Below are 18148 nucleotides of genomic sequence, written 5' to 3'. Positions count from 1 at the left end.
GCATGTCCCGCGCCCGCGTCGGTATGACGCTGCTGCTGCTCGGCGCCGTCGCCGCGTGCGGGACAAGTGACGGTGGCAACGGGCCGGCCTCGCAGTCGTTCACTTCGCACCGCGAGGAGTCGGGCCAAGGACGCAGCGGCGAAGCCCATCGAGGCGCGCGGGCGACGGAAACCACTGTGTCGTCCGCGAGTTCACCGCCGACGGTCAGCGCCCCTCCGCCATACATCAGCAGGGTGGTGTGGGTGCTGACGCCGAGCGGTCGCCGGAGCCTGCAGGTCTACCCGACGGCAAATGGACGCACGGTCACCGGTGATTCGGCCGAAGGCGAGGCATGGCGCGAGGTGCTGCGCAAGGCGCCGGACGCCGGAAGTCAAGGAATGCGAGCGCAATTCGACTGCCACTGGGTGTTCGCGCGACTGGCTGAACCCAACAAGCCCAGCTGGAACCTCGAGCCCTGGCGGCCGGTCGTCACCGGGCAGCAGATGTATGACGCCCGCTGCAACCCCGGCGGCCCCGAAGTCTGACCCGACCTGCCGAATGACGGCTTCCTCGCCGAATGACGGTCAGATTCGACCGTCATTCGCCGAGGAAGCCGTCATTCGCGATGGAGCGGCTACTGTGCGTCGGGCTGCTCGCCCTGCTCGCCCTGCTCGCCCTGCTGCTTGGCCTCTTCCTCGGCGATCTGCGCACGGACCTCGTCCATCGGCAGCTTGCGTGCCTGGTCGATCAGCGACGTCAGCTCGGGGCCGGGCAGCGCGCCGGCCTGGGCGAAGACGCGGATGCCGTCGCGGAAGATCATCAGGGTCGGGATCGACGTGATCTGCAGGGCCTGGCTCAGGGCCGGCTCGGCGTCGGTGTCGACCTTGCCGAAGGTGATGTCCGGGTTCTGCTGCGAGGCGTCCTCGAAGATCGGCGCGAACATCTTGCACGGGCCGCACCAGTCCGCCCAGAAGTCCACCAGCACGATGCCGTCGGACTGGACCTCGTCGGTGAACGTGTCGGTCGTGAGGGTCTTGGTTGCCATCGTTTGCACTCCTTGGTCGACGGTGGCGGTTTGCGGCAGCTGTCGGCGGCCGCTCCCTTGCCCAACGACCGGGAGCCCCGGAACCTTCCCACGCCCGAATCGGGGGGTGTCCGAATCGCGGTATTTCGATCTTGCCTGACAAGACGCCACGAATTGCGTTTGGCGAATGCCGAGACGGCATGTTCTGCTGGAGGCATGTCTTCGCACGTCACGCTCCGCATACGACTCGCCGACCGGCGTCGTATGACGACGTGGCATGTCTGCCGCTATTGAGCCGATCTTCGCCCAATACAGACCGCAGACCACAGCGCCCCAGCGGGCGCGAGCCCCATTCCTTCACGGAGACTTCGATGAGCACCGCTTCACCCGGCATCCGGGATTTCACCAGTGACCAACTCGCCCGTATGGCGCGCCTGTTCGCGCACGACGTCGATGTCACACTCGCGACCGGTCGCGCCGGCACCGAGCGGCAGCGCCGCCAGCTGACCAAGAACTCGCACCTCGAGGTGTGGCTGATGACCTGGCCGTCCGGTGCGACCACCGACTGGCACGACCACGGCGCCGCGGCCGGCGCCGCGGCCGGCGCCATGGTCGTGGTCCAGGGCGAACTGATCGACCGCCTGTGGAAGGGCGGCTCGGAGCACTGGCGTGACCTGCGCGCAGGTGACGAGATCGCGATCTCGCCGCGGACCGCGCACAACCTCACCAACGTGGGCGATGACGTGGCGATCACCATCCACGCGTACGCACCGGGTCTCGCGGAGATGACGCCGTACGCCTGGGAGAACGGCCAGCCGGTCGCCATCGACGCCGCGTCCTGACCGCTCGCCTGCCGGTCGGCTGGGAGGATGCTGCACATGAGCGTCACTCCTTCATCGTCCGAGTTCCGACGTCGGCTGACTCCCATGCTCGGTCGCGATCCGCAGGAGGGCGAGCGGGCATCCACGCCGCTGGAGTTGCTCTTCGACCTGATCTTCGTGGTCGCGGTCGGCACGTCGGCCGCACATTTCGCCGAGATGGCCGCGGAGGGGCACGTCGCCAAGGGCGTTGTGGCGTTCGTCTTCGCGATGTTCGCGATCTGCGTCGCGTGGATCAGCTTCACGTGGTTCGCATCGTCGTTCGACACCGACGACTGGCTCTACCGCATCCTGACCATGCTCACGATGGTCGGCGTCGTGATCTTCGCGCTCGGGCTGGCCCCGATGTTCCACTCGATCGACGAGGGTCACCACGTTGACACCCGGATCATGGTCATCGGGTATGTCGTCATGCGCGTGCCGCTCGTCGCCCAGTGGTGGCGGGCATCCCGCCAGTCCAGCGACTATCGCCGGGTCGCGCTGCGGAACATCCGGTGGCTGATGATCGTGCAGGCGGGCTGGGTCGTCTTCGGCTTCGTCCCGATGCCGCTCGTGCTGACCGCCGTCATCGTCGTCTTCCTGGGTGCCTGCGAGTTGCTCATCCCCGTGCTGGCACAGGGCGGCGCGAACGGCACGCCGTGGCACCCGCACCACATCGCCGAGCGCTACAGCCTGCTCGCGATCATCACCCTCGGCGAGGGGATCGTCGGCACCATCGGCTCGTCACAGGGTTTGCTCGGCGGTGAGGCCGGTGACCAGTGGAGCTGGAATGCGATCGCGGTGGTCATCACCGGCATCGGCCTCACCTTCGGCATGTGGTGGGTCTACTTCATGATGCCGTTCGGCACCTTGCTGCAGCACCGGCCGACATACGGCTATTTCTTCGGCTACGGCCACGTCCTGGTCTTCATGGCGATCGCGGGCGCCGGCGCGGGCCTGCACATCCTGGGGCTCTTCCTCGAGCACGAGTCGGAGCTGGGTGAGGGTACGGCGGTGGCGATGCTGGCCGTGCCGGTCGCGATCTACCTGGCCGGGATCTACTCGTTGCACGACGTCTTCATCGGCCGGCTGCACCGGTTGCACCTGGTCAACGCCGCGATCACGGTGGTGCTGCTGGCCGCTGCGATCGTGCTGGCCGCCGTGGGCGCCCCGATCTCGATCAGCCTGTTGCTGATCATGGCGGCGCCGTTCGTCACGATCGTCGCCTACGAGGCGGGTGCCTACCGCTGGCAGGAGGCGCATCTGGAGCGCCTCGCGGCCGGCTCCTGAGTACCCTTTACTCATGAGTAGCAACATCGATGTGACCGTCAGGGACGGCATTGCGGACGTCCGGCTGGACCGGCCGGAGAAGCTGAACGGCCTGACGTTGCCGATGTTGCGCGACCTGACAACGACGGCACGGCGGCTGCGCGGCGACCGCGACATACGGGCGGTCATCCTCTCCGGCACGGGCGATTCGTTCTGCGCGGGCCTGGACTTCAAGACCGTGACCGCGGACCCCAAGCAGCTGCCGCTGGGCATGCTGCCGCGGCCGTGGCGGGGGACCAACGTCTTCCAGGAGGCGTGCTGGGCGTGGCGCCGCGTGCCGGTGCCGGTCATCGCCGCCGTGCACGGGCATTGCTACGGCGGTGGGCTGCAGATCGCGCTCGGGGCCGACCTGCGGGTGACCGCTCCGGACGCGAAATGGTCCGTGCTGGAAGGCAAATGGGGCCTCATCCCGGACATGACCGGCGTCCGCGCGCTGTCCGAGCTCGTCGGCATCGAGACGGCCAAGCGACTGACGATGACCGCCGAGGTCGTCTCCGGGCAGGAGGCGGCGCGGCTCGGTCTGGTCGGTCAGGTGCATGACCAGCCGTATGACGCAGCGCGCGACCTCGCCGAGTCGCTCCTGCAGCGTTCCCCGGACGCACTCGTCGCGGCCAAGCGACTCTTCGACACGACCTGGAAGTCGTCGCCGCGGCATACCTTCGCGCGGGAGCGCTGGGAGCAGACCAAACTGCTGCTCGGCAAGAACTCCCAGATCGCCCGCGTGGCCGGACTCAAGCGGGAGACGCCGGTCTTCCAGGCCCGCCGGTAACTGATCGACCGGCAGGGTTCAGCATTGAGCGGCATACGTATCGACCGAAATTTGTATGCCGCTCAACACGTATGCCTGCCGGTCAATCCGGCAGGCGCAGGATGTGGCGGACGTGCGGCCAGGCCAGCCGGCCGAGATCGCGGTTGGTCTCGTCCGTGCCGCCGCGACGCATGGATTGTCCTGCGGTGACAGGAGATTCGCCGGGCAGCCTGGTGCGGTGGCCCGCTTCGGGCAGAGCGCTGAGGACCGTGTCGAGGCCGTGGTCCCGGCGGCGGGCGACGATGCGTTGCGCGAAATCGATCGACGGCCACACCTGATCGTCCCCACCGGCCACGAGCAGCAGCTCACCGATGCGTTCCACCGGGATCGTCGCGCTGGCAACGGTTTCCGGATCCGCGAGGCGCAGGCTCTGTTGATACATCCCGACGTAGGCGGGCGGGTCGGTGTCGGGCTGCCAGCTGGTGTCGAACGGTACGGCAGACACCGGCTTCCCGTCATACGACCAGTGCGAGACCTGGGTGCCGTCCGGATCGATGAAGCTCCACACGACCGGGCTCGGCGCGAATCCGATGCAACCGTCGACCCGTTCGTCGTATGACGCGGTCAGCAACGCCGCCTCGGCGCCGAACGACATCCCTGCGATGACCAGCCGGTCGCACTCCGGCGCGATGCGATCGAGCGCCCGTGTGAAGGTCTCCAGCGGGATCAGCCGCGGACCGGTGTGTTGCCCCGGACCACCGAACCAACGGATCGACATCGCCAGTGCACCCTGCGCGGCCAGCACCCGTGCGCGGTCGTCATCGATGCGCCCGCTGGACCCGCCGATGGTGAGCACGCCTGTCCCACAGTGCTTCTCGGGTATGACGAGCAGGCCCTCCGGGTCCCGCAGCGTGTCCTCGCGCATGGCCCGACTCTAACCGGCCACCACCCGCGCGGCGCGTTGCGCGAGCATCCCGGCGAGCAGGCTGAGGGCGGCCAGGAGGGCGAAACCGAGCAGGACGTCGGTCTCCGGCCAGTGGTTGACCAGTACCGAGACCACCGTCGGCACGGCGAAACCGATGTAGGTGAGCGAGTAGAACACCGCATTCGTCATCGCGAGTTCTGTTGCGGGGGAGGAGCGTTCGACCCGCGTCAGCCCGCCGACCAGATTGAGGCCGTAGCCCGCGCCGAGCACCACCGAACCCACCACGACCAGGGGTATCGAGCCGTGTTCGACGGTCAGCACGGTGAGCAGGACGCCGAGCACGGTCCCGAGCATGCCGAGCACGGTGACCAGCCCGGGGTGCTCCGCTTCCAGCCGGCGGGCGGGCTGCTGGACCAGGACCCCGGTGCCGAGGGTGAGACCGCACAGGATGCCGGTGAAGGCGATGGCGGCACCGGAGATCTGGGTCCTGATCAGCGTCGGCAGGATGACCATGCTGATCGCCGGACACGCGAAAACCCATGGGGCCATGGGCCCGATGCGTGCCCAGAAGTGGGTGCTGAGTGCGTAATGCGGAGTTCCGGCACCTCGAGACTCCCTTCGAGGCGCCCTTCGAGACGTCTGCTCGTCCCTCACAGACTCCTCAGGGACCTTCGTTGCGTGGCGAGTGAGCTCCGGCGCGTTCCACACGAGCACGCCCGCGACCACGGTGAGCGCGATGTGCACGACATACGGGAGCACCTTGGGGGCGGGCAACCACTGCGCCATGAACCCGACGAGGAACGCGCCACCACCGAAGCCGGCCGACAGGGCGATCGCCGCGCGCCGGGCACCGGTGCCGACCGGAGCGTCGCGCGACAACTCCTTGACCCACGTCGTGCCGGGGGACATCGCCGCGCCGGTACAGACGCCATAGAGAACGCGGCCGATGAAGAGCGGGGCGGGCGAGTGGTCGCCGATCGCGAGCAGCAGCGAGGCGATCACGGTCAGCACCATCACCGGCCGCAGCACCGTGCGGTGCCCGAAGCGGCCGCCGAGTTCGGCCGCGATCAGCAGCGCCGGCACCAGGCCGAGGACGTATGCCGCGAACATCGACGTCACGAGCGTCTGCGAGTAGTGATCGGTCTCGCGGTAGACGAGCAGCAGCGGGGTGAACTGATTGGCGCCCCAGCCGACGACGAACATGGCAAAGGCGACTCGCAGCCATCCCGGAAAGCGCATCTGCCCAGGATGGCAGTGACCGGTCGTGGTGCAGTGGCGGCTCCCGTGAGCGATGGCTCACACCTGAGAGACTGCAGCCATGAACTTCTTCTCGGCATACGACCAGGGCTTCGCGCGCGTTGCGGCGTGCACCGTCCCGACCGCGATCGCCGACCCGCGGGCGAATGCCGCGACGATCATCGAGCAGGTGCGCGAGTGCGCGGCCGACGCGGTGGCGGTCGCCGCGTTCCCGGAGATGAGCCTGACCGGTTACGCGATCGACGATCTCGTGCTGCAGGATGCCGTGCTCGAGGACGTCGAGGCCGCGATCGGTGAAATCGCCGCCGCCACAACGGATCTGCTGCCACTCGTCATCGTCGGAGCGCCGTTGCGCAAGGGCCTGCGGCTCTACAACTGCGCGGTCGCGATCCACCGTGGTGTCGTGCTCGGTGTCGCGCCGAAGAGCTACCTGCCCAACTACCGGGAGTTCTACGACAAGCGCTACTTCGCGCCGGGCGACGACCAGTGCGGCGAGTCGATCACGGTCGGGGGAGCCTCGGTCCCGTTCGGTCCGGACCTGATCTTCACCGCCGAGGACCTGCCCTCGCTGGCCGTGCACGTCGAGGTCTGCGAGGACATGTGGGTGCCGATCCCGCCGTCGTCCGTCGCGTCACTCGCCGGTGCGAACGTGCTGGTCAACATCTCCGGCAGCCCGATCACGGTCGGCCGCGCCGCCGAACGCCGGGCGCTGGCGAAGGCGCAGAGCTCGAGATGCCTTGCGGCATACGTCTATGCGGCCTCGGGGTATGGCGAGTCGACCACCGACCTCTCGTGGGACGGCATGACGATGATCCACGAGTGCGGCAGCCTGCTCGGCCAGGGCGAGCGTTTCCCGAGCGCGGCCGCCCGCACGGTCGTCGACGTCGATCTGGATCGCATCCGGCAGGAGCGACTGCGGGACGGCTCGGTTGCGGACAATGCGCGAACCTTCAACGAGGTCACCAGGTTCCGGGCCATCACCTTCCTGCTCGACCCGCCGCGGGACGACATCGGCCTGCTGCGCAAGATCCAGCGCTTCCCCTTCGTCCCGGACGACGCGGAGCACCTGGCGCAGGACTGTTACGAGGCCTACACGATCCAGGTCACCGCGCTGAAGCAGCGGCTCACCGCGATCGGCGGACCCAAGATCGTCATCGGTGTCTCGGGCGGGCTCGACTCGACGCACGCGCTGCTCGTCGCGGCGCGCGCGATGGACGAGTTGGACCGGCCGCGCACCGACATACTCGCCTACACGATGCCCGGTTTCGCGACCGGCAGTGCGAGCAAGTCGGCAGCGACCGATCTCGCGCGGGCGATGGGAGTTTCGTTCCAGGAGTTGGATATTCGCCCTGCCGCGACGCAGATGTTGCGTGACATGGGACATCCCGCGGGCGACGGTGAGCCGGTCTACGACGTGACGTTCGAGAACGTCCAGGCCGGCCTGCGCTACGACTACCTCTTCCGGATCGCCAACAACGAGAACGGCATCGTGCTCGGCACCGGCGACCTGTCCGAGCTGGCGCTCGGCTGGTGCACGTATGGCGTCGGCGACCAGATGTCGCACTACAACGTCAACGCCGGCATCCCCAAGACGCTGATCCAGCACCTGATCAACTGGGTCATCAGCACCGGGACCTTCGACGAGTCCGCGACCGCGACCCTGCAGTCGATCCTCGACGCGGAGATCAGCCCGGAGCTCGTGCCGGCCGGTGACGACGAGAAGCCGCAGTCAACCGAGGACGCGATCGGTCCCTATGCGCTGCAGGACTTCAACCTCTTCCACGTCCTGCGGCACGGCATGCGGCCCAGCCGGATCGCGTTCCTGGCCTGGCACGGCTGGCACGACGCCGAGTCGGGCGAGTGGCCTCCCGGTTATCCGGAGGGCCGTCGGACGGAATACTCGATGACCGAGATCCACCAGTGGCTGGAGCTGTTCATCAAGCGCTTCTTCGGCTTCAGCCAGTTCAAGCGGTCCGCGCTGCCCAACGGCCCGAAGGTCGTCGCCGGCGGTGCGCTCTCACCCCGCGGCGACTGGCGCGCCCCCAGCGACGGCAACGCGAAGGTGTGGTTGCGCGAGCTGGAACGCAACGTCCCGAAGGCGTAGCAACGGCCGCGCCCGCCATGCCGATCGTGCGGTATGACGCACTTCTGACATGGCGCTGCCGGGAGATGCAGTCCCCGCCATGCCAATCGTGCTGTATGGCGCACGCCTGGCATGGCGCAGCCGACGGCCGCCGGCGCGAGACTCGACTCAGGCCTTGCCCCAGTCGAGGATCCGCCAGCTCCGGGACGGGTCGTTCCGGACCAGGAAGTAGGACCACGCCTCGTGATGGGGCTTGCTGCCCTTGGTCAGGCCCTTCACATGCTTGAACGTCGCCTCGGTGTCGACCTGGACGCACTTCTTCCAGCGCGCGGCGGCCTTGCTCTCGCACTGTGCGCCGCTGGTCACCGGTCCGGTCCTGAGGATCCGCAGATCGTCGACGCGAGGGCCGTGCAGGCTCCACCAGCCGGCGTCGACACCGACCCGGTCACCGATGACGACCTTCTTGGCAGCGGAGAAATCCCGGTCGTTCAGCGCCTTGGCGAAGGTGCGCACGACGCTCGCGGGCGAGGCCGAGGACGACGGCAGCGCGACCGTCTCGCGCGGCTTGCCCCACAGCCAGAGCCCCAGAACCCCTGCCAGGACGATGATCGCCAGGCCAAGTCCCACGATGCTCTGAATCCGACGCATGGTCCGAGTATTCGTTGCGCGGGTCCTTTCGTGAAGTCGCGTCCCAAATTCACAGCGGTCCGCAACGCGGCTGACACACGTACTTGTGCACATCCCCGGGCGCCGGAGCGCGCCATACACAGGAACCCGAGCCTTGCTCGCGACTGTCGGCCCCGGCGGCTACCGTCGGAGAGTGATCAACCCGCCCGAGCTGCAGCTGAAGGGCGCGGAGTGGGTGCGTCGGGTCGGGCCCGAGCAACTCGCCGCGCGGCTGGGGGAGCTGACCCTCGCGCGCGCCGAGCTGTATGTCGACTCCGAGCGCGTGCAGTCGATCAACACCGGCGACCAGGGCCGACTCCTCCTGTCCACGGTCGAGGGCAACCGTGCCCGCCCCTACACCGTGATGATCACGCGCGTCGAGGACCACGACGGCCTGCCCGACTGGCACTCGCGCTGCTCCTGCCCGGTCGCGACCGAGTGCAAGCACGTCGCCGCGACGCTGCTGACCGCACGCGATCACCTCGGCGGCAGCACGCCGGAGCTGCCCGCATGGCGCCGGTTCGTCCAGGAGCAGCTGGAGGATCCGCCGGTCGATCACAGCGACGACGGCGTGCGCCTCGGCCTGCGGGTCGAGGCCACCAAGGAGTTACGCGGCCGGCGCCGTGTGACGCGCGTGTCGGTCCGGCCCTCCCACGTCACCAAGACCACCAACTGGTCCAAGACCTCCTCCTGGGACGAGATCGCCCTCAACCGCGTCCGGCGTCGCTTCAACCTGGCGCAGGCCGACGCGATCAGCGCACTGCGCGACGTCATCGTCGGCCGCACCCACCAATACGCCCTCGCACCGGCCGAGATCCACCTCGACGAGTCCGGCGCCGGCCTGTGGTCGGCGTTGCGCGATTGCGTCGCGACCGGCGTCGAGTTGCTGCCGGCATACAACAGTCGCGAGCAGGTCCGGTTGCTGCCCGATCCGTTGCAGGTGGCGGCCGACTTCGGCGAGCAGCCCGACGGCTCCCTGCTCGGCAGTGCCAACGTCGTCGGCCTCACCGACCGGCCGGGCGACGTGGTCCTGTTCGGCGATCCCGGGCACGGCCTCGCGCTCGTCGGGCACGACGGCACCATCACCCTCGCGCAGCTCGAGACCGCACTCAGCCCGGCGACCCGGGCACTGCTGCTCGACGGTCCGCTCACGGTCCCGCCCGAGGACGCCGAGGAGTTCCGCGACCTCTACTACCCGCGGCTGACCCGCCAGCTGCGCCTGGTCTCCAGCGACGGGCTCCCGGTGCCCGAGCCGCTGCGGCTGCTCCTGACCGTCACCTCGCCCGAGCCGCAGGCGATCCAGGTCACCGTCCGGATGCTGTATGCCGGGAAGCACCCCAAACCGGTCGCACTCGACGTCTACGACCGCACCCGTGATCGCGTCGGCGAGCACGAGCTGGTCGGCAGGGTCGACCCGACGCTGCGCGAGCTGGGCCTGATGGAGCTGATCGGCGGCCTCGGCTGGTGGCCGGTCTCCGAGAGCGTGCTGCGCGGCTGGCCCGCCGTGCGTTTCGCCGAGCACCTGGATGAGCTGTCCGCCAGCGACGACATCGAGCTGGTGATCGACGGCGAGCTGCCGGCCTTCGAGGAGAGCACGGTCGCGCCGCTCATCACCATCGGTGCCGCCGACTCCGAGGACAACGACTGGCTCGACCTGCACGTCACGGTCACCATCGAGGGCGAGGAGGTCCCGTTCGCCGAACTCTTCGCCGCCCTCGCCCGCGAGGACGAGGCGATGCTGCTCGCGTCCGGCACCTGGTTCTCTCTCGACCGGCCCGAGCTCTACCAGCTCGAGCGCCTCATCGCCGAGGCGCGCGAGATCGCCGACAAGCAGCGAGAAGGCTTGTCGATCAACCGCTTTCACGTCGGCCTGTGGGAGGAGCTCGAGGAGCTCGGCGTCGTCGACCAGCAGAGCGAGCGGTGGACCCGTCAGCTGGAGCGGGTCCGCGACCTCGACCGGTTCTCGGCGCCGACGATTCCCGAGTCGTTGCACGCCACGCTGCGCAGCTACCAGGTCGAGGGCTTCACCTGGCTGGCAGCGCTGTGGGACTGCGCTCTCGGCGGCATCCTCGCCGACGACATGGGTCTCGGTAAGACCCTGCAGACCCTCGCCCTGCTGGCGCGCGCCCGTGAGGAGGGCGAGCTGGAGGTGCCGGTCCTCGTGGTCGCGCCGAGCTCGGTCGTCGGCACCTGGGTCGGTGAGGCTGCCCGGTTCACGCCGGACATCCGGGTGGTCGCGCTCGCCGAGACCAGCAAGCGGCGGGGCAGCACCGTCAAGGAAGCCATCGGCGACGCACATGTGGTCGTCACGTCATACGCCGTGTTGCGGCTGGATGCCGACCAGTTCGCCGAAACCGCCTGGAACGGCCTGGTGCTCGACGAGGCGCAATGGGTCAAGAACCACGCCTCCAAGACGTTCCAGGCGGCCAAGCGCATCGGCGCACCGTTCACGCTCGCGGTCACCGGCACCCCGCTCGAGAACTCCCTGATGGACCTGTGGTCGATGCTCGCGCTCGCCGCACCCGGGCTCTATCCGCGACCCGAGGCGTTCGGCCAGCGTTACCGCAAGCCGATCGAGCGCGGCCAGGCTCCGGAGCTGCTGGATCAGCTGCGCCGGCGGATCCGCCCGCTGATGCTGCGCCGCACCAAGGAGCAGGTGGCGAGCGACCTGCCACCGAAGCAGGTGCAGGTCCAGGCGGTGGAGCTCTCTGCCAAGCACCGGCAGATCTACGACCGGCACCTGCAGCGCGAGCGGCAGCGCGTGCTCGGTCTGCTCGAGGACCCGGACGGCAACCGCGTCGCGATCCTGGCCGCGCTCACCCGCTTGCGCCAGCTCGCGCTCGACCCGCGACTGGTCGACGACATTCCGGCCGGCGGCGACAACGCGGCGAAGATCACCCTCCTGGTCGAGCAGATCGGCGAGCTCGCGGCCGAAGGTCACCGGGCGTTGGTCTTCAGCCAGTTCACGTCATTCCTGGGGCTCGCCCGGGACGCACTCGACAAGGCCGGGCTGTCCTCGTCATACCTCGACGGCCGGACCCGCAACCGACAGGCGGTGATCGACGGCTTCAAGGGCGGTGACGACCCGGCGTTCCTGATCTCGCTCAAGGCCGGCGGCGTGGGCCTCACGCTGACCGAGGCCGACTACGTCTTCGTCCTCGACCCGTGGTGGAACCCCGCGACCGAGGCGCAGGCGATCGACCGCGCGCACCGCATCGGGCAGGACCGCCCGGTGATGGTCTATCGGCTGGTCAGTGCCGGCACCATCGAGGAGAAGGTCGTCGCGCTGCAGGAGCGCAAGCGCGAGCTCTTCGAGAAGGTCGTCGATGGCGACGGCGGGGTCGGTGGAGCGATCACACCGGACGACATCCGCGCGCTGTTGGAATGACCGAAGCCTGGTTACCAACCGGTAAGTATGTCTAGGCTGGCAGGTATGCGCATTCTCTCCTCGAAACCCACTCGGTCGTATGCCGCTGCTCGCTGCCTGGTGACCGGGGGCTGCTCCGGACTCGGTCAGGCCCTGGTCAAGCTGCTGGTCGCTGATGGTGCGCGGGTCCTGGTCGGCGACGTGCACGAGATCGCGCCGGTGGGCTCGTTGCCCGACGGCGTCGACTACCTGAAGCTGGACGTCAGTCGCGACGAGGACTGGGACAACGCCCGCAACTGGGTGGAGGCCAACTACGGCGGACTCGACCTGCTGGTCAACAACGCCGGCATCGCCGCGGGTGGTCGCATCGACGTCGCCGACATGGACGAGTGGCGCCGCATCACCGACATCAACCTGCTCGGCGTCGCCCGTGGTTGCCACACCTTCGTGCCGATGATGAAGCACCAGTCGGGCGGGCAGATCGTCAACACCGCATCGCTCGCCGGACTGGTCCACGCGCCGGCGATGGCGTCATACAACGCGGTGAAGGCGGGGGTCGTGGCGATCAGCGAGACGCTGCGGGCCGAGCTTGCGCCATACAACATCAGCGTGTCGGTGATCTGCCCGGCGTTCTTCCGCACCAATCTGGCGTCGTCGTTCGGTGGCAAGGATGTCGACATGGAAGCCAGTGGTGTCGACATGATCAACAAGGCGCCCCGGTCCGCGGATCAGGTTGCGGCGGCGGCGTTCTCGGGGATGAAGGCCGACAAGCACATCATCCTGACCGACCGGGACGGCCACGTCGCGTATGCCGCCAAGCGCTTCGCGCGGCCGGTCTACGATCGAGCGATGAAGGCGGCCGCCAAGCAGGTCGGCACCGGCAAGCAGCCGATGCCGAAGGCTGTCGCGAAGCTGCAGGCGCTCGGCGCGAAGAGGAAGAGGTCCGGCTCATGAGTTCTGTCGCCATCATCGGTGGGCACGGCAAGATCGCGATGCTGCTGGCCAAGCAGTTGACGGGTGAGGGCCACCGGGTGCGTTCGCTCTTCCGCAACAAGGATCACGCGCCCGAGGTGGCGGCGACCGGTGCGGAGCCCGTCGTCGCCGACGTTGAGCATCTCGACGTGCCGGCCATCGGCGAGTTGCTGGCCGGCGTCGACGCGGTGGTGTGGTCGGCAGGTGCGGGCGGTGGCAACCCGTCCCGCACCTATGCCGTTGACCGGGACGCTGCGATCCGCAGCATGAACGCCGCCGCGGCCGCGGGCATCGAGCGCTACATCATGGTCTCCTATTTCGGCGCCTCCACGGATCACGGTGTGCCCGAAGACAATTCGTTCTTCGCGTATGCCGAGGCGAAGGCTGCCGCGGACGAATACCTGCGCGGCACCGGTCTCAACTGGACCATCGCCGCCCCGAGCTCCTTGACCGACGACGCGCCGACGGGGCGCATCGAGGTCAAGGGGCAGGGCGACGACGGCCTCAAGTCCGGGTCTGTTTCGCGTGCCGACGTCGCCGCGGTCGTCGCGGCACTGTTGCCGGCGCAGAACTCCGTCGGCGCGTTCGTGCAGTTCAACAACGGCGACACCCCGATCGCCGACGCCGTCGCCGCCATCAAAGCGGGTTGAGCGCCGCCCTGAGTAGCTCGCGAGGGACGAGCGAGAGTATCGAAGGGTAGCGGAGCTGCGCCCTGAGGAGCCCGTGAGGGACGAGCGGGCGTCTCGAAGGGGAGCGGAGCGGGGGAGCGTATCGAAACCGGCTCAGACCTCGAAGTACGCGCCGGCCGCGATGTCCTCGAGCAGGGTCGGACCGGTGGGCTGCCAGCCGAGCAGCGCGCGGGTCTTGTCGGAGGTCGTCGCGCCGTTCATCCCGATGAACCGGCCGAGGAATCCGAAATGTGCGTCCGCGTCGTCCGGGTCGATCGAGGTGACCGGTAGGCCGAGACCGGCGCCGATGGCCTCGGCGATGGCCTTGGTGGAGATGCCTTCTTCCGCCGTCGCGTGCAGCCGGGCTCCGGCCGGGGCACTCTCCAGGCCGAGACGAACAAGGCTCGCGGCGTCGGAGCGATGGACCGCCGCCCACCGATTGGCACCGTCGCCGGGGTAGCCGGACACACCGTGCTCACGTGCCATCGCCACGATGTGCGCGACGAAACCGTGGTCGCCCATGCCGTGGACGGTCGGCGCGAAACGGGCCGCGATGGCGCGCACGCCCTGGTCGACGAAATCGAACGCGCGATTCTCGCTGCCGCCTCGCGCCGAGTCCGGGCCGACGAACGGGCTCACGTCGTCCTCGGTGGCCGGCCGCCCGCTGGCGAGACCGGCCACACCGGACGCGACGACGAACGGCCGATCACTGCCGGCGAGCACCTCGCCGATGGCCTCGACAGCGGCGCGCTCGGCAGCAGCGGAGTTTGCCGGGTTGGCCCAATCGTGTTTGTTCGCAAGGTGTATGACGCCCTCCGACGCATCGGCGCCCTTGCGGATGGAGTCGAGATCGTCCAGGTCGCCGCGCAGAACGGCGGCGCCCTTCGCCTCGAGTTGAGCTGCGGACGAGTCCGAGCGGGCGAGGCCGGTGACGTCATGTCCGGCCTGCAGCAGGTCGTCGACGGTTGCGGAGCCGATCCAACCGGTGGCTCCGGTGACGAATACGCGCATGGGTGGGTCCTTCCCGAGAATTGAACTGGGGCCAGCCAGTGATGTCATTGACTGACATCAACCACCGTACACCTGGATGTCAGTGACTGTCATCAGTAGGATCTTCGGTATGGCGCGATGGCAACCCGGTGCACGAGAGCGGCTGCAGGCGATCGCCCTGCAGCTCTTCGCGGACCAGGGATTCGAGCGGACCACGGTTGCCGAGATCGCCCGTGCCGCCGACCTGACCGAGCGGACCTTCTTCCGGCACTTCGCCGACAAGCGCGAGGTCCTCTTCGCAGGTCAGGACGACTTCCTGCAGCTGTTCACCGATCCGATCGAGCAGGCGCCGGAAGGCACCTCGGCATACGAACTCATCCGGCGTTCGCTCGAAGCGGCCGGTGAGTTCTTCCCCGAGGAGCGACGCGCCGTCGCCCGGGTGCGTGCGTCCATCATCGACACCGAGCCGTCCCTGAAGGAGCGGGAGCTGGCCAAGCTCGCGACGCTGAAGGTGCTGCTTGGTGAGCTGCTGCGGCAGCGCGGGATCGATGAGCCGGCCGCGACCCTCGCGGCCGAGACCGGAGTGACGATCTTCCACCTGTCGTTCCAGCAGTGGATCGCGGCGGAGGAGCAGCGCAGTATGTCCGAGATTGCGCGGGAGCGACTCGACGTGATGGTGGCGCTGACCGCGGGCTGATCACCTGTTGCTGCCCTGCTGCTGTGCGCCGGGTCCACCGGGAATCTCGAAGGTGCGCGCGTTGCGGACGCCACCACTCATCCGGCCGTCACCACCACCGGTGCCGCTCGTCACCGCAGCCGATGCCGTGATCGCTCCGGCCGACGACAGTCCGATCGCCAGGGCGGCGACCACTGCGGTCTTCTTGCCCGACCAGCGCGGCTGCCGGTTGGCCGGCGCGGTGGGTTCGGGTTGCTCAAACGTCATGTGTGCGTCCTTCGAGTGCTGGGATCCGTTGTCGGACAGGACAATTGCGATGCTCGCTGTGGGCGGACCTTGAACGTGCGCTGAACTTCCTGGCAACGCCTGTATGCCGCCTGGCCGCTCACGGGCGGCCCTGGCAGCTGCCACAGCATGGCCACAAGCAGCGCGACGACGCTCCCTGCCATGGACTCAGCGACCGCGAATCTGCGGACCTCAGATCAAGCAGTCCGCAGGGAAGCATCGGGCGACATCGAGCGCACGGGTGCTGCTGCGGGCAACCGACGACTCGCCCGCTGGTGGCGCGGGCACCCCGAGGACCCAACGTGGGCACGGCCGTCGGTATTCGGCCTACTGCTGGCGACCGGCATCCTGTACTTCTACAACCTGACCGCCAGCGGGTGGGCCAACTCGTTCTATTCCGCTGCGGCGCAGGCGGGTTCGGTCAACTGGGAGGCGTTCTTCTTCGGCTCCTCGGACGCCGCCAACTCGATCACCGTCGACAAGCCGCCGGCCGCGCTGTGGGTCATGGCCCTCTCGATCCGGATCTTCGGACTCAACTCGTTCGCGCTCCTGATGCCCGAAGTGCTGATGGGCGTCGCGACGGTCGGCCTGGTCCACTCCATGGTGCGTCGGCAGTTCGGCGCCGGGGCCGGGCTCCTCTCCGGCGCGGTGCTTGCGCTGACTCCGGTGGCAGCGTTGATGTTCCGGTTCAACAACCCCGACGCGCTGCTGGTCCTGTTGATGACCCTCGGCGCTTGGGCGACCATGCGGGCGATCGAGAAGGGCTCGATCAGGTGGATGGCCCTGGTCGGCGTCTTCCTCGGTTTCGGTTTCCTCACCAAGACGTTCCAGGTCTTCCTCGTCATACCCTTCTTCGGCATTGCATACCTGGTGGCCGCGAAAACGAACCTGAAGCGACGAGTACTCGGCCTGATCGCCGGACTCGGTGCGATGGTGATCGCCGCCGGTTGGTGGGTGTTCATCGTGGAGCTGGTTCCCGCCGGCTCGCGGCCGTACATCGGTGGTAGTCAGACGAATTCGTTCTGGGACCTCACGTTCGGCTACAACGGCTTCGGCCGGCTGAGCGGCAATGAGACCGGATCGGTCGGTGGCGGTGGTGGTCCGGCCGGTGGCACCGGTGGCGGCATGTGGGGCGTCACGGGCATCACCCGGATGTTCGGCTCCGAGGTCGGCAGCCAGGTCTCCTGGCTGTTGCCGACCGCGCTGATCCTGCTCGGCGTGGGCATCGCGCTGCGCGGTCGAAAACCGCGCACCGACGGACGGCGCGCTGCCTACCTGGTCTGGGGTGGCTGGCTGCTCGTCACCGGGCTGACGTTCTCCTTCATGGCCGGCATCTTCCACCAGTACTACACGGTCGCGCTGGCGCCCGCGATCGCCGCGGTCGTCGGCATGGGTGCCAAGGAGGCGTGGGATCGACGGCATCACGCGATCGGATCGATCACCCTCGCTGCCGCGACAGCCGCTGCGGCCACCTGGTCGTTCATCCTGCTCACCCGGGTCACGGCGTATGACGACTGGCTGCGGGCCTCCGTCCTCGCCGTCGGTATGGCGGCGGCGTTCCTCCTGCTGGCGCTGAACTGGTTGCACCGCAAGGCGATTCCACTGGTTCTGACGGCAGCGATCGGCTCGGGACTCGCCGGGCCGGCGGCATACACCTGGAGCACGGTGAACTCGGCCCACACCGGCTCGATCCCGACCGCGGGCCCGGCCGGCATGGGCGGTATGGGTGGAGGCGGCGGTGCGCCCGGCGGCGGCATGGGCGGCACCGCGCCCGGCGGCGGCATGGGCGGCACCGCGCCCGGCGGCACCGCGGGAGCGATGCGAGCTCCCGGTGGAACGACGGGCGGCACCGGCACTCCCGGTGGAACCACCGGCGGGCCGCCGACCGGCAAGGCTGCGACCACACAGCGCCAGGCTGGTGGCATGGGCGGCCTGCTGGATGCCAGCACGCCGAGCACCGCCATCGTCAGTGCTCTCCAGTCCGGCGCGAACAACTACACCTGGGTCGCCGCGGCGATCGGCAGCAACAACGCGGCCGGATTGCAGCTGGCGACAGGGCAGCCCGTCATGCCGATCGGTGGCTTCAACGGGAGTGACCCGTCGCCGACGCTCGCGCAGTTCAAGAGCTATGTGCAGTCGGGCCGGATCCACTACTTCGTGGCCGGTGGCATCGGCGGTGGCGGTCGGTCGGGCGGCTCGAACGCCGCGCAGCAGATCACCACCTGGGTCGAGGCGCACTACACGAAGGTGACGATCGGGGGATCGACCTTCTACGACCTGACCCAGCCGACCGATTCCTCGAGCGCGTCGACCAACTGAGAA

Annotated in this window: 16 protein-coding genes; 10 read left to right on the top strand and 6 right to left on the bottom strand. The window is 68.5% G+C overall.

Annotated elements, in window-relative coordinates:
- The first annotated feature begins 2 nt into the window (after positions 1–2).
- Complete coding sequence (locus tag VG502_RS02920) at positions 3–524, top strand: DUF2599 domain-containing protein (RefSeq protein WP_325548516.1); 522 nt, start codon at positions 3–5, stop codon at positions 522–524.
- Between the two features lie 89 nt (positions 525–613).
- Here VG502_RS02920 and trxA read toward each other — a convergent pair whose 3' ends face one another.
- Positions 614–1024: a thioredoxin gene (trxA, locus tag VG502_RS02915; protein ID WP_325548514.1), complete on the bottom strand. Its 411-nt coding sequence runs from the start codon at positions 1022–1024 to the stop codon at positions 614–616.
- A 350-nt stretch (positions 1025–1374) separates the two neighbouring features.
- On the opposite strand from trxA, the gene VG502_RS02910 reads away from it, so the two are divergent.
- From VG502_RS02910 to VG502_RS02900, 3 genes are read left to right on the top strand one after another with little or no spacing between them, the layout of a single operon-like run.
- Entirely contained in the window at positions 1375–1845 is a 471-nt protein-coding gene (locus VG502_RS02910; protein WP_325548512.1) for a cupin domain-containing protein, read from the top strand.
- A 36-nt stretch (positions 1846–1881) separates the two neighbouring features.
- Positions 1882–3150 carry a low temperature requirement protein A gene (locus tag VG502_RS02905; protein WP_325548510.1) on the top strand — a complete coding sequence of 423 codons (1269 nt, stop codon included), beginning with the start codon at positions 1882–1884 and terminating at the stop codon, positions 3148–3150.
- A gap of 13 nt (positions 3151–3163) precedes the next feature.
- Positions 3164–3958: a crotonase/enoyl-CoA hydratase family protein gene (locus VG502_RS02900; protein WP_325548508.1), complete on the top strand. Its 795-nt coding sequence runs from the start codon at positions 3164–3166 to the stop codon at positions 3956–3958.
- Between the two features lie 82 nt (positions 3959–4040).
- Here the strand turns inward: VG502_RS02900 and VG502_RS02895 are convergent, their stop codons facing one another.
- Together VG502_RS02895 and VG502_RS02890 are read right to left on the bottom strand one after the other, a co-directional pair.
- Complete coding sequence (locus tag VG502_RS02895) at positions 4041–4862, bottom strand: acyl-CoA thioester hydrolase/BAAT C-terminal domain-containing protein (RefSeq protein WP_325548506.1); 822 nt, start codon at positions 4860–4862, stop codon at positions 4041–4043.
- Positions 4863–4871: 9 nt separating this feature from the next.
- A complete protein-coding gene (locus VG502_RS02890; protein WP_325548505.1) occupies positions 4872–6101 on the bottom strand; it encodes an MFS transporter in 1230 nt (409 codons plus the stop codon).
- Positions 6102–6180: 79 nt separating this feature from the next.
- Here VG502_RS02890 and VG502_RS02885 point away from each other — a divergent pair, with 79 nt between their 5' ends.
- The gene (locus VG502_RS02885; RefSeq protein WP_325548503.1) at positions 6181–8223 is read left to right on the top strand and encodes an NAD(+) synthase; all 2043 of its coding nucleotides are present in this window, start codon (positions 6181–6183) and stop codon (positions 8221–8223) included.
- A gap of 147 nt (positions 8224–8370) precedes the next feature.
- On the opposite strand, the gene VG502_RS02880 is transcribed toward VG502_RS02885, so the two are convergent.
- Positions 8371–8850, bottom strand: coding sequence for a hypothetical protein (locus VG502_RS02880; protein ID WP_325548501.1), 480 nt, complete (start codon positions 8848–8850; stop codon positions 8371–8373).
- Between the two features lie 172 nt (positions 8851–9022).
- Here VG502_RS02880 and VG502_RS02875 point away from each other — a divergent pair, with 172 nt between their 5' ends.
- From VG502_RS02875 to VG502_RS02865, 3 genes are read left to right on the top strand one after another with little or no spacing between them, the layout of a single operon-like run.
- Positions 9023–12256, top strand: a complete 3234-nt coding sequence (locus tag VG502_RS02875; RefSeq protein ID WP_325548500.1) for a DEAD/DEAH box helicase — start codon at positions 9023–9025, stop codon at positions 12254–12256.
- Positions 12257–12301: 45 nt separating this feature from the next.
- The gene (locus tag VG502_RS02870) at positions 12302–13189 is read left to right on the top strand and encodes an SDR family NAD(P)-dependent oxidoreductase (protein WP_325548498.1); all 888 of its coding nucleotides are present in this window, start codon (positions 12302–12304) and stop codon (positions 13187–13189) included.
- Entirely contained in the window at positions 13186–13857 is a 672-nt protein-coding gene (locus VG502_RS02865; RefSeq protein WP_325548496.1) for an NAD(P)H-binding protein, read from the top strand. Before VG502_RS02870 ends, VG502_RS02865 begins: the two co-directional genes overlap by 4 nt.
- 132 nt (positions 13858–13989) lie before the next feature.
- On the opposite strand, the gene VG502_RS02860 is transcribed toward VG502_RS02865, so the two are convergent.
- Complete coding sequence (locus VG502_RS02860) at positions 13990–14886, bottom strand: SDR family oxidoreductase (RefSeq protein ID WP_325548494.1); 897 nt, start codon at positions 14884–14886, stop codon at positions 13990–13992.
- A 76-nt stretch (positions 14887–14962) separates the two neighbouring features.
- On the opposite strand from VG502_RS02860, the gene VG502_RS02855 reads away from it, so the two are divergent.
- Positions 14963–15562, top strand: coding sequence for a TetR/AcrR family transcriptional regulator (locus tag VG502_RS02855; protein ID WP_325548492.1), 600 nt, complete (start codon positions 14963–14965; stop codon positions 15560–15562).
- On the opposite strand, the gene VG502_RS02850 is transcribed toward VG502_RS02855, so the two are convergent.
- A complete protein-coding gene (locus VG502_RS02850; RefSeq protein ID WP_325548491.1) occupies positions 15563–15808 on the bottom strand; it encodes a hypothetical protein in 246 nt (81 codons plus the stop codon). It abuts the gene before it with no gap.
- A 180-nt stretch (positions 15809–15988) separates the two neighbouring features.
- Here VG502_RS02850 and VG502_RS02845 point away from each other — a divergent pair, with 180 nt between their 5' ends.
- A complete protein-coding gene (locus tag VG502_RS02845; RefSeq protein WP_325548489.1) occupies positions 15989–18145 on the top strand; it encodes an ArnT family glycosyltransferase in 2157 nt (718 codons plus the stop codon).
- Positions 18146–18148: the final 3 nt, after the last annotated feature.

Origin of the sequence: Flexivirga sp., from assembly GCF_035551235.1 — a bacterium.
In the GTDB taxonomy this organism is placed as follows: Bacteria; Actinomycetota; Actinomycetes; order Actinomycetales; family Dermatophilaceae; genus Flexivirga.
Note: the sequence above shows the minus strand (reverse complement) of the source record. Positions and strands in the feature narration are given on the sequence as shown.

What these genes read in the sequence shown, in the direction of transcription:
- VG502_RS02890 (WP_325548505.1), bottom strand. Translation starts at nt 6,101, where the DNA reads ATGCGCTTTCCGGGATGGCTGCGAGTCGCCTTTGCCATGTTCGTCGTC.
- VG502_RS02905 (WP_325548510.1), top strand. Translation starts at nt 1,882, where the DNA reads ATGAGCGTCACTCCTTCATCGTCCGAGTTCCGACGTCGGCTGACTCCC.
- VG502_RS02910 (WP_325548512.1), top strand. Translation starts at nt 1,375, where the DNA reads ATGAGCACCGCTTCACCCGGCATCCGGGATTTCACCAGTGACCAACTC.
- VG502_RS02895 (WP_325548506.1), bottom strand. Translation starts at nt 4,862, where the DNA reads ATGCGCGAGGACACGCTGCGGGACCCGGAGGGCCTGCTCGTCATACCC.
- trxA (WP_325548514.1), bottom strand. Translation starts at nt 1,024, where the DNA reads ATGGCAACCAAGACCCTCACGACCGACACGTTCACCGACGAGGTCCAG.
- VG502_RS02900 (WP_325548508.1), top strand. Translation starts at nt 3,164, where the DNA reads ATGAGTAGCAACATCGATGTGACCGTCAGGGACGGCATTGCGGACGTC.
- VG502_RS02865 (WP_325548496.1), top strand. Translation starts at nt 13,186, where the DNA reads ATGAGTTCTGTCGCCATCATCGGTGGGCACGGCAAGATCGCGATGCTG.
- VG502_RS02885 (WP_325548503.1), top strand. Translation starts at nt 6,181, where the DNA reads ATGAACTTCTTCTCGGCATACGACCAGGGCTTCGCGCGCGTTGCGGCG.
- VG502_RS02855 (WP_325548492.1), top strand. Translation starts at nt 14,963, where the DNA reads ATGTCAGTGACTGTCATCAGTAGGATCTTCGGTATGGCGCGATGGCAA.
- VG502_RS02860 (WP_325548494.1), bottom strand. Translation starts at nt 14,886, where the DNA reads ATGCGCGTATTCGTCACCGGAGCCACCGGTTGGATCGGCTCCGCAACC.
- VG502_RS02880 (WP_325548501.1), bottom strand. Translation starts at nt 8,850, where the DNA reads ATGCGTCGGATTCAGAGCATCGTGGGACTTGGCCTGGCGATCATCGTC.
- VG502_RS02870 (WP_325548498.1), top strand. Translation starts at nt 12,302, where the DNA reads ATGCGCATTCTCTCCTCGAAACCCACTCGGTCGTATGCCGCTGCTCGC.
- VG502_RS02850 (WP_325548491.1), bottom strand. Translation starts at nt 15,808, where the DNA reads ATGACGTTTGAGCAACCCGAACCCACCGCGCCGGCCAACCGGCAGCCG.
- VG502_RS02845 (WP_325548489.1), top strand. Translation starts at nt 15,989, where the DNA reads ATGGACTCAGCGACCGCGAATCTGCGGACCTCAGATCAAGCAGTCCGC.
- VG502_RS02920 (WP_325548516.1), top strand. Translation starts at nt 3, where the DNA reads ATGTCCCGCGCCCGCGTCGGTATGACGCTGCTGCTGCTCGGCGCCGTC.